Genomic DNA, 17,949 nt, shown 5'->3' with positions numbered 1-17,949 from the left:
GCGGTTAAGCATCAATGCCCTAATTTTAAGCGCAAAGTAAAAAATTATCTAGGGCTTAGCAATTTCACGATCTGAGCATGGCTTAGTCAATTACCATTAAGCTGCGGTACTCGTCGTAAGCAAATTGGTCGGTCATGCCGCTTATGTAATCTTGGATGAGTCTACATCTGTAATAAAACTCATAAGCCGCAAAGTGGTCGGGCTCTTCTTGCATGGCATTTATGGCGTGCTGATAGCTACTTAAATGTTTTTTAGAGAGCTTTTTAACTAATCGTGACTCTATTAATAAACGGTTGTCGCCATGTAGTGCGCGTTTAAAGTCGTCGCTAGTTAATTGTAGTAATGGCTTATAGCATTCTAGTAGGCCGTTAATAATACGATAGCCTTGTAGTTCGAGCTTTTCGACCTCTTTATGAGAAAATACATGCTCAAGTGCCACTTGTTTAAGGGCTTGGGTTGCAGCATGTAAGTAACTGCGATCTTCTAATAATGCATGATTAAAATCACCATGATAAATTGGCTCTATATTTTCAATAAAGCGTTTTGCGGCATGATTCACTAATGGATGCAGTAACGATACGCGTAAATAAATAAAAAATTCACTATTAAAATTAAAGGGCTGTGCTTGCGCGCGTTCAATAGCGTAATTAATTGCATCATCTACAAAGCTTTGGTGCTGGGTGTCGTTTAAGGCTAAGTTAATTAGCGCTTTTTGATACTGCTTTTTTAATTGCTCGCACAAATGCTGAGTGCTTATTATGTCTTTTTCTACCGCATCTTCTATGTCAGCCAAGCAATAAGAAATATCGTCTGCGGCTTCCATTATGTAACTGGCAGGGTGGCGGCAATGCGGCTCCATTTTTAGCTCTGTTTGTAGTGCTTCTATAAAGCTTTTTTCGCTGTAGTAGTAGCCTACTTTTTTCATAATGTAGTTTTTATTTTGTGGAATATCCTGCTTCGCTAAGCTGGCAGGGCGGGTATACTTTAAAATTGCTGCACTTTGGCTGTAGGTTAAATTTAGGCTGAGCAATGAGTGAATAATACGTATGCCTTGGGCGTTGCCTTCAAAACTGCAAATATCTTGCGCTAAATGTTTAAAAATAATGCCTATACTGCTATTAGCTGTTTGGCAACGCTCAGGCGTAATACTTGCCAAGTTAGCATTAAACCAATTATTAATGGCGGCCTCGCCAAAGTGACCAAACGGCGGGTTACCAATATCGTGCATTAGGCAGGCCATTTCTACTAAGGTTTCTAGCGGGCGTTCTAAGCCGGATAAACCATATTCTTTTTGCTGTTGGTAATTTAGATTGGCAAAAACACGCTGCACGATAAATCGACCAACTTGTTGTACTTCTAATGAGTGAGTAAGACGTGAGCGCACTGCTGCGTTGCGCTCAAGCGGAAATACTTGGGTTTTTTGTTGCAGGCGACGAATGGCTGCGCTGTTAATAATGCGGCCACGATCGCTCTCAAGCGCCATTTGTAAATTGGCCGTCGTGCGCTGCATACGCGCTGGGGTGATTTTGCTGCTGAAGTCGATCATGGCAATCCTTTTATTTTGCACGTTGGGCTCTTATTAAGTGCACAGTTATATTTTTTAGTGAGCCATCTTTAATCTATCAGCATGTATCATAAAGTAACAACTTGCTTTAGTATTATTTTTTATAAAATTAACATACATCTATAGGTGTTTAAAATGAAGTTGTGGATCACAAAGGCAGTCTATTTTTGCCTTTTATTAGGGATGAGTAATGCGTTTGCAGCCAAAGAGCAAACGGTTGTTATGATCTCAATTGACGGCTTGCGTTGGGATTATATTGAAAAGCACGGTGCACCCAATTTAAAAGCAATGGCTGAGCAAGGGGTTAGAGCACAAAAAATGCAGCCAGTTTACCCTACTAAAACGTTCCCAAATCATATTTCGGTGATTACTGGTTTACTACCCGTTAACCACGGTATTGTTGACAATAAATTTTGTGACAAAGCGCGCAATAATCAATGCTACAGCATGGGTAAAGGCCAAAAAGACAGTACTTGGGTACGTGGTACTCCATTATGGAATTTAGTAAAAATGCATGGGCTTAAATCGGCGGTGTATTTTTGGCCTGAGTCGGATGCGCGCTTTAATAGTATGACGCCAGACTACTATTTTCATTATTCCAAACAAGGTAACTACCAAGACAGAATTGACCAAATTGTACAGTGGTTAAGTTTGCCTAAGGCGCAGCGCCCACGTTTTGTAGCCAGTTACTTTTCGCTGGTTGATAGCATAGGGCATGAGTTTGGCCCAGATGCAGTACAAACACGTGACGCCGTTCATAAGTTAGATGCATTAATGGGGCAATTACGTACTCGCTTGAGCAAATTATCTCAGGATATTAATTTAGTCATTGTTTCTGATCATGGCATGGCAAAGGTTGATCCTGAGCAAAGCATTATTGTCAGCAGTTTACCTAAAGATGATAATTTTATTATTGTGAATACCGGACCTCGTTTACTTATTTATACTAAAAGCGATGCTAAAAATGCAGATATTGATGCATATAAAGCACGTTTACAAAAAGCGGCTAAGGGGCGTTATAGTGTTTTAAGTAGCGAACAGCTTGAAGGCTACCATTATAATAGCGGTAGTAGAGTGGGTGATATTGTGGTGCAAACCAATGCGCCTGCGGTATTTAGTAACGGTACTAAGGCGCCTTATTTAGGTACACATGGCTATGCTTATAGTGATGATATGGCTGCCTCCTTTATAGCAGCAGGTCCTGCGTTTAAAAAAGGTGTAAGTATTGAGCTGGTGAATAATTTAGATATTTATCCTGTGCTTGCCAAAGTAATGGGGCTAACGCTAATGAGTGAAGTAGATAGCGATGGCAAAACTTTACTTCCTGCAATAAAAGCAGGTAATGATTAATCATCAAAAAAGAGCGCCGAGGCGCTCCGCAAGGGAAACTTAATTGGTGTAAATGGGTAATAATTTACCCATTTATTTAATGCTGATTCTTAGAATAAGCTCATTATTCACAATTGAGATTATTTAAAGTTGGCGATACTGGTTTTGGTATCAGTGACGGTACGAATAGCATATGCTTGGTTAGTCACACCAAATGGAATACCGTTTACGCTCCAATTTGGGTTTGAGAAATAATCGTACTGAGTCGCACTACCAAACACATGTGGGTAAGCCATAATACTGGCAAATTCATTTTGTACACCGTGGCCCATGCCATCAACATATACACCGCCACTAGTTGCGCCTTGTTTACGAGAGTGTGTCAGGCCTTGATTATGACCTAGTTCATGTACGAATGTTGTAGCACCACAATCAACAGCTGTAATTGAGTACATACGATCGCTCATTGAGCTGTATAAATTGCCATTTGTGCCTTGACCAACCCAAGCAATACCACATGAAATTAAACCGCTACCCGCACTTTGGCCTGTACCTAGTACGGCTACCATGTCTGCTTTCCAATCGTTACGTAAACCATTTACGTAGCTGCTATTTGTCACAGCGTCTAGCCAATCTTCTGAAGGGGTTATTGCGTGGCTACCTAAGTTTTGAGAGCCTACTAAACGCAGTGTAATATCAACGCCATTTTGGCTATATACTTGATTACTAAAAGCAATAAGCTGATTAATCTTAGTGTTAATATTACTGGTAGCGGCAGCTGATTGGTCGGTATATAAAATACCGATATCAATTGTTTCTGCTGATACTGTGCTTGCTGCACATAATGCTGTTGCAATAGCGGCTGTTGATATTATTTTTTTCATAGTCGTATTTCCTTTCTTTTATGATTGCAGTTTTACTGCTGTGTCGTCTTGGTTTAGATTAAAAATTAAATAGAGGGTGATTCTTCATCACTGGGCGCAAACGGATCTCCACCGTCAGTATTTTTTGGCGAGGGTTCACCTACTTGGTGTTCTATATGTGATTTGTATAAGTCACGCTTTGCTGCAATCCAGCCATACTGTCCTTTGCTTTCAAACACATAGTTGCCACTTGGGGCTGTAAATTGACCATATACTGCATCCTTGCCAACGGTTAATATGGTGGTGTGCATTGCTCCATTAGCACCAATCACTTGGCCAACAATACTTTTATCGCCGTTACTTGCACTGGTAACGTTAGTTATTTCAGCGCTGTAGGTTTCTGCGGTTTGCGGTATAGCGAGATCAAAATTATCCCCTGCTTTAAGGGCTTTAAGTGCTGCTAAATCAAATTCTATATAGGCTTCATTTTGTAAATCGGTAGGCAGTACTTTTGCCGCTTTAAGTATTTCTTTGGCCTTAGTTGAAGGCTTATTTATTGCATCAAACGAGTCTTCAGTGTCGGCTAGTTTTTCTTCTGAGGGTTTGACTGTAATAGGGTCTTTACTCATATCAATTGGCAATGGCTTACGTGTTTGTTTTACAAACTCAGAGTCAACAGGGACGATGTCTACGGCAATAGGGGCTACTGCCTCCTTATCGATTTTTTTCTGATTCTCAAGCAGCGTATAAATGGCAAATACAGACAAAGGAATAGCGATAATTAAAACAATGTAACGTTTCATCTGTTTCTCTTTTAGGGTAATTGGTGAAATAATTGTTAAGTTTTATATTAAAAATAGGATGAGATCAAATTTAAATTGTAACCATAAAGTGTTAATGGGGTTTTTTATAACTCATTGTAAGTATTTACTTTGCCTTTTTCTGGTATGTGTTTTTAGCTTAAAAATTACGGCTTTTTACAGCAATAATGCGCTCTGCGGCTTGTTTTTAGGTACGCGTTTATTTTTTAAATGGCAATGATTTTGATAGGCAAAAATTTTTTTAATAAAAAATTTATTAACGTGATGTTTTTTCATATTCATTATTCAAAATTGCAATGTAAAAATAGGCAAAGTATGTTGTAACGTTAAAGCATGAAATGAGGGAATTATGGCAGGGACTGATCAATTACTTAGTCGCACTATGGCGGGACTTGTTGCCGTTATTATTGGTTTTTCAAGTTCGATAGCATTGATTTACCAAGTGGTGATCACTTTAGGTGGCACACCTGACCTAGTGGCAAGCTGGATATTAATGCTGGGCTTGGTAATGGGCAGTGCCTCTATTGTGTTGTCGTTTTATTATAAAGTGCCGATTTTAATTGCATGGTCGACCACAGGGGCTGCACTACTGATTTCAAGTGCTCAAGGCTATAGCTTACATGAAGCGATAGGCGCATTTATGTTATCAGCCTTTTTGGTGCTGGTGTCGGGAGTAACCGGGTGGTTTGAAAAAATCATGAACCGTATTCCTAGTGAACTGGCTTGTGCCATGTTAGCGGGAGTATTAGTGACATTTGGCATTGATGTGTTTAACTTTATGAACGATATGCCATTAGTTATTGGTTTAATGGTGGTGGTGTACTTTATTGGTAAGCGCTTTTTTGCCCGTTTTGCGATGCTAAGTGTGTTGCTAGCGGGTATATTTTTAGCGTGGTATATGGGTAATATCGATACCAGTACCGTGCATTGGCAAGCCAGTAGTTTTGCATATATAGCGCCAAGCTTTAGTTTGCAGGCATTTGTAAGTATAAGCATTCCTTTATACATAGTAACTATGACCTCACAAAACTTACCCGGTTTCGCTATTTTGAAAGCACATAATTATAAAGCGCCTATATCATCGTCATTAACTGTGACCGGGTTAATAAATTGTGTGACGGCTCCCTTTGGTACCTATTCTATTAATCTAGCAGCCATAACAGCGGCTATTTGTATGAGCGAAGAGGCCGATAAAGACCCTGATAAGCGTTATTGGGCAAGTATTGCTGGTGGCGTGTTTTACATAATTATGGCGTTATGTGCGGCTATGTTAGTGGCAATTGTGGCAAGCCTGCCACAGGCCTTAGTATTGGCGCTGGCGGGTATTGCTTTGTTTGGCACTATTGCCAATAGTTTGCAGCAGTCTTTGCATAGTGCTGAATATACTGAAGCAGCCATTATTACTTTTTTAGTCACGGCCTCAGATTTAACTTTATGGTCGGTGGGCTCTGCCTGCTGGGGAATAATAGCCGGGGCAATCACATTAATAGTGACACGTAAGCGCTAAATTAGGTATTAAGTACGGGTATCGGGTGTCGAGCAACGGGTTTAGCACTGTGCGCGCGAGGTAAACTCCCACCTACCGTCAACCACCGCGCTTGGCTAGTGTCTGCCTGAAACCTGAAACCTCGAACCTTTGCTTTAAAGCATTGGCTTTAATACATCGAACATGGCGTCTATATGATCGTCACGATCGTTTAGAGCTGCAATGTATCGGTATTTCTCGCCGCCAGCTTCTTCAAAAATTTCGCGGTTTTCACCTTCTAATTCTTCAAGTGTTTCTAGGCAGTCGGCGCTAAATGCAGGGCTTATAATTGCGATATCTTTAATTCCTTCGCCAGGTAAGCTCTCAAGAGTTGCATCTGTATATGGTTTTAACCATTCAGCTTTACCAAAGCGACTTTGAAAAGTAGTGATCACTTTATCTTTGTCTAGCCCTAGTTTTTCAACCACTAATCGTGTTGTTTGTTGACATAGGCAATGATAAGGGTCGCCATTATCTAAAAACTGTTTAGGCATACCGTGGTATGAAAACACCATTTTTTGTGGCATTCCATGTTTTTCTAAATCTTCACTAATACTATTAGCGAGTGACTCAAGGTACACTGTATTTTTGTGATACCCGTTTACAAAGTGCAGCTCTGGTACCCAGCGCCATTTTTTTAATACATTGGCAACTGCATCAAATGTGGAGCCTGTAGTTGGGCTTGAGTACTGCGGATAAAGTGGCAGCACAATAATACGGGTTAAACCTTTGTCTCTAAGCTCTTCAAGGCCCGCTTCGATTGATGGGTTACCATAGCGCATCGCCATAACCACTTCGGTGTTGGTATAGCCATGCTGTTTTAATAAGGCATTTAATTTAAGGCTTTGCTGGCGCGTAATATGAGTTAGCGGCGAGCCATTTTCGGTCCATATACTTTTATATAACTTAGCTGAGCGTTTTGGACGAATGCGTAAGATAATGCCATGGAGAATTATCATCCACACAATGCGTGGAATTTCTACAATGCGCGGATCAGATAAAAACTCACGCAAGTAAACACGTAATGCGCTTGCTGTGGGGGCATCTGGGCTGCCTAAGTTGGTCAGTAATATTCCCGTTTTTTGGTTAAAACGCCCGTCGTGGGGATTATCGGTAACGGCAGAAAATCGCGACACGTTGTGCTCCTTCAAGCAAAGTTATTAATTTATTTAAGCCCATTGTAACGAATAAAAGAGCAATTTAGATCAATCATTTAGCCGTTTTAACCATAATTCTAAACGGAGTCGGCTTTTTGGCTTCGAGTTGTTGTAGCTTAACAATCGATTTTGAATTGAAAACATGCTCTTTGGGTAAAAGCATAATGCCTGTATGGCTGTGTAGTGAGTTTGCCAGTGTCATATTTTCTTCAAGCTCTTGAGCGCAAATTATTTTAATTGAGCCAATAGAACTATCAGAGGTAATTAATTTAGTATGGCTTGCTTCAAGTGCATCGACAATACGCGGGTGATATAAGCTACCACTATTGGCCTTAATATTACCGAGCGCCGCCTCATGGCGTTGTTTTGTTGTAAGTAATGGATCGCTTTGCTCATAATGCTCCCAGTAATCGCGAGCTACGCTGAGCACCATAGCACCAATGGGGATATCGTTTTTAGCAAGTCCTTTGGGGATACCTTGGCCGTTGTATCGCTCGAACTGGTGATAAATTGCATCAGAAACATCGCTCAAGTGAGTCGCTGGCATGAGCATTAATTGTGAAATACTCGGGTGGGTGTAAAACGTTTTGCGCTGTACTTCATTAAGTTCGTTAATAGGTTTGTTGTAAAGCTCAGGATCCATTGCAAGTAAACCAATTTGAGCTAAATATCCTGCAATAGGCGCAAGCGTGATACTTCTTTGCGATACATTAAGGTAACGCGCTATTTGCGTGCATGTGCCGGCAATGTTCTCTGCTCTTTTACCATCGAGATACGGATTTGCATTAATAAAATTATAAAGCAGTTCAACAGTCGATTGATGCTCTCTTTTTTCACTTTCATTAGCGACTTCTAGTTTTTTTAATACACTTCTAATTTGATTTGTTCGTTTATCGACCAGCTGCTCTAAATTAGTATTGAGCTCTTTTAGTTGCTGGTTCTGAGATTTTACATGCTGTTGTAAAATTTCATTTTGCTTTTTTAGTCTAAATTTTTCTACGCCTGACTGGATTACACTTACTAAGTGATCATTTTGCCAAGGTTTTTGCACATAAGCATGAATACCCCCTTCGTTAACCGCACTGATTGTTGACTCTAAATCGGAAAAGCCAGTTAACAAAATGCGTTGGCTATCGGGGGCGAGCTTTCTGGCTTTGGCTAAAAACTCTGCCCCGCTCATGTGTGGCATGCGCATGTCGCTTATTACGACGTCAAACTCTTTACTTTGCATTTTTTCAAGTGCATCTTGGCCATTGGTTGAAACACTCACATCAAATTTATATTGACGAAGTAAGCGTACTAAAGATTTGAGTACATTAGCTTCATCGTCCAAGCATAAGATGCTCGGAGGCTGTTGATTTAGCTGTTCTAATTGGGCAATGTCTGTCATTTATCTTCTTACCACCAACATAATTATAAGTTTAATTTAGTCTAAGCTTTGGCTGTAAACAACTGATAATGTATTAAAAATTCACTCTTTAGCGATTTTTTTTGCATTTAAAATACTCAATGCATCGTCAGTTAATATCGGTTTTTTAGGTAAGGTAATATTAAAAATAGTGCCTTGATTTATCTTACTTTTAACACTAATTAGGCCACTGTGTTGTTCTATTATTGCTTTACTTATAGCAAGCCCTAATCCTGTGCCTTGGCCAATTGGTTTTGTAGTAAAAAAAGGGTCAAAAATTTTATTTAATTTGTCCTCCTTAATTCCACTACCATTATCGGCAATCGTTATATAGGCATTTTTTTTATCGGCTTTAGTAGTAATAGTGATCACCCCAACTTTGTCGCAAATAGCTTGAGCGGCGTTAAAAAATAAATTTAAAAACACTTGGGAGAGTTGGGTCGAACGACCAGTGATGATGATTGGTTCTGTATTGTAGTGCTTTTCGACCTTGGCACTGTATTTAATTTCGCTCCAGGCAACACGTAATGTATTATCAATAAGCTCAGTTATATTTATATCGCCAATTTTAGTTTGATCTGGATGAGCAAATTGCCTTAACCCTTGAACAATCTCTTTAACGCGATCAGCCCCTTCAGTCATTTCAGCAATGATATCGCTTGAGTCTGATTGTAATCCATCAAATTGAAAATGTTGTAACAAATCTGCTAATGTTTGCTGCGTTATGACACTCTCTGTTTTAAGAGCGTTAATGAAATGGCTAAATTGCTCAAGGTTGTAAGCCAAATTTTGAATGTTACTAACTATGTAACTTAAAGGATTATTTATTTCGTGCGCAACGCCTGCCGCCATTTGCCCTAACGAAGCCATTTTTTCAGAGTTAATTAACACTTGCTCGATGTTATTTTGTTTTTCCTCCATTTCTTTTTGTTTAACAAGCAAGTTTCGTTTTTCAAATTGTGAAATTGTATTACCCGCAAAACTGACAAAGCGCTGCATTAAAGTAATATCGTGCTGATTAAACGCGCCAATTTTTTCAGAAAAAATATAGAGCTGGTAGCTCTCTGTACTTGTATTTACTGGAGTGGTGAGCATGGCATATTGCGAATGCCAAAAAGGGTCGGTTACTTGCCAATTAGGGAGTTGATGTAAGTTAAATATATTTTTAATATTTCTATCGGGTCTATTAAGTACTTCCAGCTGGGTAATTATTGCATCGCTATTCGGATGCGACGCTGTAATTAACGTAGCCATTACATCTTTTGGATTTATTTTAATTAAAATAGCCGCAGAAAAGGCAATGGCCTGATGCAAAATATCAAAAAACTCAGTGAGTAAGGTTTCTGTGTTGTCGTTTTTTAAGATTATATCTAGACCATTTAAAATCAAGCTATTAAAGGCACGGTTTTCTTCAAGTGCTAAATTATGAACTTGTAATAAGTGTAGCTTTTCTAACAGTATTTCATTGTTACTCATATTGGGTCACCAAAAATTTCGCATGAGATCATTAAGTTACCATGTTTACTGGTCGCATCGCTGAATGTCCCGAGCTCCCCGAAAGTAAAGCCTATAATAAACGGAATAGTGGGAAGTTGTGTTTCAATAGATTGCTTTACTTCGTGCATTGCCTCTTTAATTGATAGCATACAACCACCGCAAAAAATAATAACACCACCGGTAATATTTTTTATAGCATGGAGTTCTGCCAATTTAGTTAATGAGGTGACAACCATATCAGCTCGCTTTATTAATTGCTCTGGGCTTCCTGAGGCAAGGTAAACCGTATCGCCAACATGTAGGTTAGAAAATAATTCTAACGATCCATTTTTTGCTATAGCTGGATGACTTAACAATAATCGTGGGATTTCATCATCTGAAGCAAAAGCTCTTGATAGCGGGGTCATTGCTGATTGGGCAAGTATATTTCCCGCTTTTAACTGTCCAAACCCTAGGTTTTTACGCCATTGATTATAAACATCAAAAGCGGGCTGGTTATCGATTGTTTTTAATAAACGTCCTTCAATATTGGTAACTATGCCCTGCTGGTTGGTTATATCGTAGCCTGAACTATAAAAGCCGAATGTTTCTACAGACGGATATAACACCGCAATGATAAAACCTTGTTGGTATACATTTTTAGTATCGCTGAAACACCACTTTGCCGAAATGTCGTTATCAGCGCAACTTCCTCCAAAAACAGGTATACGCTGCCCAATAGCATCTTGGATTCCTTGTAGCACTAGTTCTTCGTTCCCTGGGACTTGAAAGCACCAGACCATTTTTGGGGCGAGTCCTGTTTGGCCTGCATTAGCAATAGCTCTGAGTACAGTGTTAGCTGCATTTTCTCTTAGGTTATTAGTTGTATTGCAACTGGCAATTCCATAATGACCCGTTGAGTCTTTGATAGAGAATAAACTAATACTTTGCTCATTTAACGATAAATTTTTTTCGGTTGATGAGCCAAGACAGGAGGAGATGATTAAGCAATTTTGAGTGTTTTTTATCAAGTTGGGCTGGCTATTATAAAGATATTTAATGGTATCGGTTGTAGCAAACCCGAGCAGTAAATCGGGACTGTTGTTTGTAAACTGACTTACAGGTTTGATAAATTTATCTATATCGCTGCCGTGAGTGTGAAAAGTTTCAATGGCGAACATAGATGCCCCTTGGTAATAATAGCCACAACGCTGGATGTTTTTAACTAAAAATAATCACTTAGAATTTATTCTAGACTATTATTATATAAAGTGAACTGGATGGCTTATTTTTAGACAGTATCATTTTTGTTTAAGTTGTATCTAGTGATTACAATCACTTATTAATGATAGAAACCTTAAACCAATATAGGTGATCTGAAAAGGTATCAGTTAGATAGGCTGTTACAGCTAAGTGGCATTATTGCGTATGTAGTTAGATACAACATACTTGTGCTGTTGTGAACATTTTTGGTTGCTTAGCAAAGGGTACTTAGAAGAACAATCAAGTTAGCAAGAGTACAACCCCATTTTGAGGTGTAGATAGTGGCTTTGCGAATTTTATTAGTAGACGATGAACTCAATGTATTGAAATCTTTAAAGCGAGTACTTGCTCGTTCTGGTTATGATGTGCTGACGGCATCCTCTGGTTTTGAGGCACTTGAAATATTAGCGGCTAATCAAATTGAGATAATCATTACTGATTTTAGAATGCCAGAAATGAACGGCGCTGATTTATTACGCCAAGTTAAAAGTCGCTGGCCTGATAGTGTAAACCTAGTACTGAGTGGGTATGCTGATTTTAAGTCTGTGGTTGAGTTACTGAATCAGGGGTTGGTATTTCGTTTTTTAGAAAAGCCATGGGTCGATAGTGAGTTACTTGAGAACATCAGCGAAGCGAAAGTTAAATATGAACAGCGCCGAGCAAAAAGAGTAAGAGATCAATTATTAATGGGCAGTATGTCTGGCTTAATAGAAATAGACAATAACGGTATTATAAATCGTTTTAATGCACCTGCAGCTGAAATTATTCCAGATATTCATTTATATGAAAATAAACACCTCGCTTATTTAGATACAGCTCAAAACAAATCAGTAAGTCAGTCATTTGTTGATAAGAAAAGCAGTACACTTTTTATTAATTATGCACACGCCTCTGATCTAGCTAAAAACGAAGAAGTTATGATAGAGCGTTGTTTAAATGATGATTATTTTCAACTCTTAAAATTATCGAGCAACTCAAATAGCATGAGTAACATTTTTCAACTTACTAGAACACAGTCGGTGGTAACCAACGAGTCTGACTTTTACCATCATTTAACGCTGTGTGAAGCGAATAAAAAATGTTATGCCTTAGTTTATTTAGGTATTGCCCAGTTTCAATTAATTAATGATTTGCTAGGTGCAGAAGATGGCAACCACCTTATAAAATTGGTTTTGAAAGTGTTAAAAAGCTTATCGGAGAAATCTGTCAAAGTTTTTCATAAGAGCGCCGATCGATTTGTATTATTTGTTCCGGAAATTAAATCTGATAGTGAAGTTTTAAGTGATTTAAATAAAGCGATTGAGCAGTTAAATAAAATTCTACCCAGAAAATATATTGACGCTCATGTGCAGCTATATGGTGTGTATGGTTTGTTTCCTGAGGATAATTTAGAAGGAAAAGAACTCGTAAATCAGATGCAGTTGACGTTGAATTATCAATTAGGTGAGCAGCAGCGTATTTTTTCCCGATTTGATCCTCAGCTAGTAGCCGACTATAGAAAGAATTTTGAGTTAAGCCGTTTATTACTAATCGCGGTAAATAAAGATGAACTGTCACTACGTTTTCAGCCAAAAGTTAACATTGAAACAGGACAAGTACACAGTGCTGAGGCGCTCATTCGCTGGTATGAGCCAAGTAAATATGGTTGGGTTCCTCCTGCTCATTTTATTCCGATTGCTGAATGTGATGGCCAGATAATACCAATAGGGCGTTGGGTTATTTCTCAAAGCTGTAAAACGCTAAAATATTGGGGTGATAACAATATAGGTGTGAGCGTGTTGGCTATTAACTTATCTGCTAGGCAATTAAAAGATGATCCCGGTTTGATTGACTATGTGCTGGAATGTTTAAGCTGCAATGGTTTAGAGTCATCACAGTTGGTTTTTGAGTTAACAGAAACCTATTTGATAGAAGATTTTTCTGCTTGCGAACAACAATTAAAAAGGTTAAAAAAGTTAGGGGTTAAGCTATTGATTGATGATTTTGGCGTGGGTTATTCATCACTTGGTTACCTTTCTAAACTGCCAGTAGATGGGGTTAAACTGGATAAAGCGCTTATTACTGATATTGAATCGTCTTTAGCGATGCAAAGTATGATTCGTAATATTACGCGTATGTCTCATGATCTTGAGCTTGTAGTGATAGCTGAGGGAGTAGAAACTGCCTTTGAATGCGAAATAATTAAAAAATTAGGCTGTGATTACATACAAGGTTATTACTATTCGCAGCCTTTAGAATCAGATGATTTTTGTAATTATTTAAACCATGCAAACACTCAAGGTGCTAAATGAAAGCGATTAAAGTAATCATTTTAGATGACGATGCTTTTTTATTAAAAGTATTGCAAAGAACTATTCATCGAGCATTCCCAGAGGTTGATATCATAACGACTGCGGATATTGATGAGTTTTGGCAACTTTTAAGTACCACAAAAGATGTTGATTTAGTATTGAGTGATTATTTAATGCCGCAAATGAATGGGCTTGATATTTTAGAGCAATGCTCTTCAAAGAACCCCTATCCGGTTAGAGCATTACTTACCGGTGATATGAGGTTGAGTACTATGATACAACAACCTAATATTGTTCATGCTTATCTTGCTAAACCGTTTAATGAGGCAGACATAGCTGCACTTTTTAATAATGTGGCGGCGTTAAAGTCATTGCCTTTTGCTTATAATGTGCGTAGACAGTTGGGGGCTATGATCAGTTTTCCTGTTTATCCTCTTATTTTAAAAGAGCTCAGAGACTTAGTACAAAGCGATGAATTTGATTTACATGATATTGCCCATGTTGTTTCTCAAGAGCCAATAATAACGGCTAAATTGTTACAACTTGCAAACTCCGCTTATCTTGGTTTTGTAAGGCCAACATCGTCAATAGATGAGGCTGTTTCGAGGCTCGGTACCACGATATTAATGGCTATCACCACTTCTTTATTGGTTGCTAAAAACTTTGAATCGTCTATTCCTGTTGATGTGCATGAAAAGCAATTGAATATAGCGGCGAATTACGCTAGTTGTGTTAAGGATTTTGCAAAGCTGGCTGGTTTTAACTTGCATGATCAAGAATTGTTATTTTCAGTGGCGTTATTGAGTTTTGTCGGCAAGATCATTTTATTATCTCAAGCTCAAAGCGATGTGTCAGATGAGCATGCGCAAACCATCAGCGATGGATACGTAAGTGCCAATTTTATTTCTGCCTACGTTTTAAAGTTATGGGGATACGACACAAAAATATGTAACTTATTAATGAGTTGCCACGATTTAGATGGCACTGATGATAATGAGTTAACTCTGTTTAATCACATGTTGTATATAGTTTGGCAAATTATTTTTGACGAGCAACCCCCCATGCAATTACGTGCATACTGTGACTCAAAAGGCGTAGACCCTTTACTTTGCCATGTTATTAGTGAATTTGATTGGCATAGTTATACATCTTAAATAGGCCCTATATAAAATAACGTATAATAAACGGGCTGTACTACACAACCACCTATTTATAATCTCTTCTGAGTTCCCTTTCTTATTTTTTATTATCTACTTTAGTCTAATAAAAACCGTGTAAAACGTTATTGTAAGTACGTTTTACGCTCAGTGCGGTATGAAAAACATACAACGTTGATGTTTTTAATAATTATAAAGAAAATCCTTATGGTTAACATTGTATTAACTTCTATGGGTGAGATATTAAATTGCTAATTTGGGCGTATTTTGAGCTTTTAAAGGTGTTATTTTCCTGTTTTTAAAGTTATTTGCATTCTTATGCCAATTTTATCAAATTTTTTGTTTCTTTTTGTTTGTGTATGTTGCTAGGATGTTGGCAAGGGGATACATGCATATACCCTACACACATTATAAGAATACACAAAACAGGGTCATCATTATGTCAACATATCGTTTAAACACCTTGGCTGTAGCAGTTGCTTTTGCCTTTAGTGCGCCAAGTATGGTTAATGCACAAGAAGCGTCAGCTAAAGCTGAAAAAAATATCGAACAAATATCTGTTTTAGGATCGCGAGTTTCAAACCGAACTGCCACTGAGTCGTCATCACCTATTGATTTAATTGACGCAGATGATTTAAACAAAGGCGGCTTTACCGAGCTTGGGCAGAGCTTACAGGCAACGGCGCCGTCATTTAACTTCTCACGAACACAGGTTTCTGATGGTTCTGATTTATTTCGCCCTGCTACATTACGCGGCTTACAACCAGACCAAACGCTGGTTTTAGTCAACGGTAAACGCCGTCATAATCAATCTATTTTTGGTTTAACAAGTACTGTGGGCGGTGGCTCTGCCGGTACTGATATGAATGCGATTCCGCTTATTGCTTTAAAAGGAGTTGAAGTGTTACGTGATGGTGCGGCGGCTCAGTATGGCTCTGATGCAATTGCAGGGGTTATCAACTTATCACTTAATGATTCAACAGATTTAACCACCGGTTACGTACAATATGGCGAAACGGCAGAAGGTGATGGAGAAACAATTTCAGCCGGTTTAAACCGTGGTTTTGAATTAGGTAATGAGGGCGGTTTTATAAATTTATCGCTTGAGTACCGTGATGCAGATAAAACTAACCGCGCAGAGCGAGATACGGGTGGGTCACTTAATGTTGCACCAGGTACTTTATCTGACGAAGTACGTTGGGGACAAGGTAATGCAGAGAGTGAATTCACTTCGGTATTTTACAATATGGCCCTGCCAATGGGTGAAGGAGAGCTTTACTCATTTGGTGGTTACTCTGAGCGCACGGCACTAGGCAACGGCTTTTACCGTAACTTTAATGAAGCGTCTAAAAACGTAACGCAAGTTTACAGCGATGGTTTTTTACCGCAAATCGACAATGAAGCACAAGATATTTCGGTAGCAGTTGGTTTTAAAGGTGAAATTAACTCTGATTGGACCTACGATGTTTCTGCTGTTTACGGTGAAAATCAATACGATTTTACCTCACGAAATACTTTAAATGCGTCATACGCGGCGGAGTATTTATTTAATAATCCGGGTGCAAGCGATGCCGATATAGCCGCGAATGCTGGCCCAACAGAGGGTTATTCGGGTGGCTTTAGATTTGATCAAACAACGTTTAATGCAGATATAAACGGAATTGTTGATATTGGTCGCAGTGAGCCTGTTTATGTTTCAATTGGCGCTGAATACCGTAAAGAAAACTATGAAATTGTACCAGGTGAGGTGGCATCATACGCATGTGGAGCAGCCAACACGGATACCTCATACCCATCGGTGAACGATCCGAGTCAATTTGCACAATGTGGTTTTCAAGCTTATAACGGTCTTCGTCCTGAAGCTTCAAACAAAAGCGATCGTGATAGTTACGCAGTATATGTAGATGCAGAAACCATGTTAAGCGATGCATGGAATGTGAGCGGTGCTCTTCGCTATGAAGATTTTTCGAATGCGGGTGACGACATCATAGGTAAAGTAGCAACACGTTATGAATTTAATGATGACTTTGCAGTACGTGGTGCGTTATCAACGGGCTTTAGAGCGCCATCATTACAGCAAAGTGGTTACACTGCGTTTACCACTAACTTAGGGTCTGACGGCACGTTAAGTCAGTCGTTTACTGCGACAACGGGCTCTGCATTTCCTGCTGCTTTAGGCGTTGATACATTAAAGCTTGAAACATCAACTAACTACAGTGCCGGTTTTGTTTACGATGTGACCAGTGATTTATCGTTAACGGTGGATTTTTACCGTGTAGAAATTGAAGACCGTATTACATTAGGCAGCTTGTTATCGGCTGATGATGTGGCGTTTAGTCCTGAGGCGGTTGCTGCTCTGCAAGCAACGGGTGCGGTGCAGGCGAATTACTTTTCAAACTCAGTGAATTCAACCACTCAAGGTGTGGACATTATTGCGTCATACCGCACTGATTTATATGACGGTAATTTTTCTGCTACGTTTGCGGGTAATTTAAACGAAACTAAAATTGATAGTGTGAATGCAGCACCTGGTATTCCAAAAAGTGTAGCACTTGATGACATTCAAAGTAGCTTTTTAACCGACGGACAACCGGGTGAACGTGCGACGCTTACCTTTGATTATGAGCGTGATGCCTACAGCGCAATGATCCGCTTTAATTACTTTGGCGAAACTGATGTGAAGTACTTTGGTAATGACCATATTGAGCTTGCAACAGATGGCTCGTTTAAAGCGACGAGTACCGTAGAGACTGCAGTACTCGTAGATTTAAACGTAAGCTATGAAATTAATGAGATGTTTTCGTTATCGGTTGGAGCAGACAACGTATTTGATGAAACACCGGATGAATTAGGTGATGATGAAGTACTAAATGCGATCTCAAATGGGGCATTTAAATACCCGCTACGTGCAGTACCATACGGTTTTGATGGCCGTAGTTACTATGCAAAACTAAGCTTTAGTTTTTAGTTTTTAATTTTTAATTTTTAGGTTAAGTTAAACCAGCAAAGGCGCCGTTTTAAACGGCGCTTTTTTTATGCTTAAAAAACATTGAAAAAGACATTAAAAATGGTTGCATGCTTGAAAATTAAGCATA

The 17,949-nt window shown here is 39.0% G+C and carries 12 protein-coding genes; 5 read left to right on the top strand and 7 right to left on the bottom strand.

The features are described from left to right. Positions 1-82 precede the first annotated feature (82 nt). Complete coding sequence (gene dgt, locus QL989_RS13705) at positions 83-1,546, bottom strand: dGTPase (protein ID WP_138605921.1); 1,464 nt, start codon at positions 1,544-1,546, stop codon at positions 83-85. 153 nt (positions 1,547-1,699) lie between these two features. On the opposite strand from dgt, the gene QL989_RS13700 reads away from it, so the two are divergent. Further along, positions 1,700-2,914, top strand: coding sequence for an ectonucleotide pyrophosphatase/phosphodiesterase (locus QL989_RS13700; RefSeq protein ID WP_290170785.1), 1,215 nt, complete (start codon positions 1,700-1,702; stop codon positions 2,912-2,914). A gap of 119 nt (positions 2,915-3,033) precedes the next feature. On the opposite strand, the gene QL989_RS13695 is transcribed toward QL989_RS13700, so the two are convergent. Together QL989_RS13695 and QL989_RS13690 are read right to left on the bottom strand one after the other, a co-directional pair. Continuing rightward, the gene (locus QL989_RS13695) at positions 3,034-3,777 is read right to left on the bottom strand and encodes a zinc-dependent metalloprotease family protein (RefSeq protein ID WP_178956999.1); all 744 of its coding nucleotides are present in this window, start codon (positions 3,775-3,777) and stop codon (positions 3,034-3,036) included. A 65-nt stretch (positions 3,778-3,842) separates the two neighbouring features. After that, a complete protein-coding gene (locus QL989_RS13690) occupies positions 3,843-4,559 on the bottom strand; it encodes a hypothetical protein (RefSeq protein WP_290170784.1) in 717 nt (238 codons plus the stop codon). 367 nt (positions 4,560-4,926) lie between these two features. On the opposite strand from QL989_RS13690, the gene QL989_RS13685 reads away from it, so the two are divergent. After that, entirely contained in the window at positions 4,927-6,084 is a 1,158-nt protein-coding gene (locus QL989_RS13685) for a benzoate/H(+) symporter BenE family transporter (RefSeq protein ID WP_290170783.1), read from the top strand. Positions 6,085-6,218: 134 nt separating this feature from the next. Here QL989_RS13685 and hemH read toward each other — a convergent pair whose 3' ends face one another. The 4 genes from hemH to QL989_RS13665 form a co-directional block, all read right to left on the bottom strand. Then, the gene (gene hemH, locus QL989_RS13680; protein WP_138605718.1) at positions 6,219-7,238 is read right to left on the bottom strand and encodes a ferrochelatase; all 1,020 of its coding nucleotides are present in this window, start codon (positions 7,236-7,238) and stop codon (positions 6,219-6,221) included. A 73-nt stretch (positions 7,239-7,311) separates the two neighbouring features. Then, the gene (locus QL989_RS13675) at positions 7,312-8,649 is read right to left on the bottom strand and encodes an HD domain-containing phosphohydrolase (RefSeq protein WP_138605720.1); all 1,338 of its coding nucleotides are present in this window, start codon (positions 8,647-8,649) and stop codon (positions 7,312-7,314) included. A gap of 81 nt (positions 8,650-8,730) precedes the next feature. Next, the gene (locus tag QL989_RS13670) at positions 8,731-10,143 is read right to left on the bottom strand and encodes an ATP-binding protein (protein WP_178956995.1); all 1,413 of its coding nucleotides are present in this window, start codon (positions 10,141-10,143) and stop codon (positions 8,731-8,733) included. After that, positions 10,140-11,324, bottom strand: coding sequence for an FIST N-terminal domain-containing protein (locus QL989_RS13665; protein ID WP_290170782.1), 1,185 nt, complete (start codon positions 11,322-11,324; stop codon positions 10,140-10,142). Before QL989_RS13665 ends, QL989_RS13670 begins: the two co-directional genes overlap by 4 nt. Positions 11,325-11,687: 363 nt before the next feature. On the opposite strand from QL989_RS13665, the gene QL989_RS13660 reads away from it, so the two are divergent. The 3 genes from QL989_RS13660 (at position 11,688) to QL989_RS13650 (ending at position 17,822) form a co-directional block, all read left to right on the top strand. Then, positions 11,688-13,697, top strand: a complete 2,010-nt coding sequence (locus QL989_RS13660; RefSeq protein ID WP_290170781.1) for an EAL domain-containing protein — start codon at positions 11,688-11,690, stop codon at positions 13,695-13,697. Further along, positions 13,694-14,851, top strand: a complete 1,158-nt coding sequence (locus tag QL989_RS13655) for an HDOD domain-containing protein (protein ID WP_198522878.1) — start codon at positions 13,694-13,696, stop codon at positions 14,849-14,851. Before QL989_RS13660 ends, QL989_RS13655 begins: the two co-directional genes overlap by 4 nt. 442 nt (positions 14,852-15,293) lie before the next feature. After that, a complete protein-coding gene (locus QL989_RS13650; protein WP_198522877.1) occupies positions 15,294-17,822 on the top strand; it encodes a TonB-dependent receptor in 2,529 nt (842 codons plus the stop codon). The last annotated feature ends 127 nt before the right edge of the window (positions 17,823-17,949 follow it).

It is taken from the genome of Pseudoalteromonas sp. APC 3224 (assembly GCF_030407535.1).
Lineage (GTDB): Bacteria > Pseudomonadota > Gammaproteobacteria > Enterobacterales > Alteromonadaceae > Pseudoalteromonas.
The sequence above is the reverse complement of the archived record's forward strand: the minus strand, read 5'-3'. Positions and strand labels throughout refer to the sequence as shown.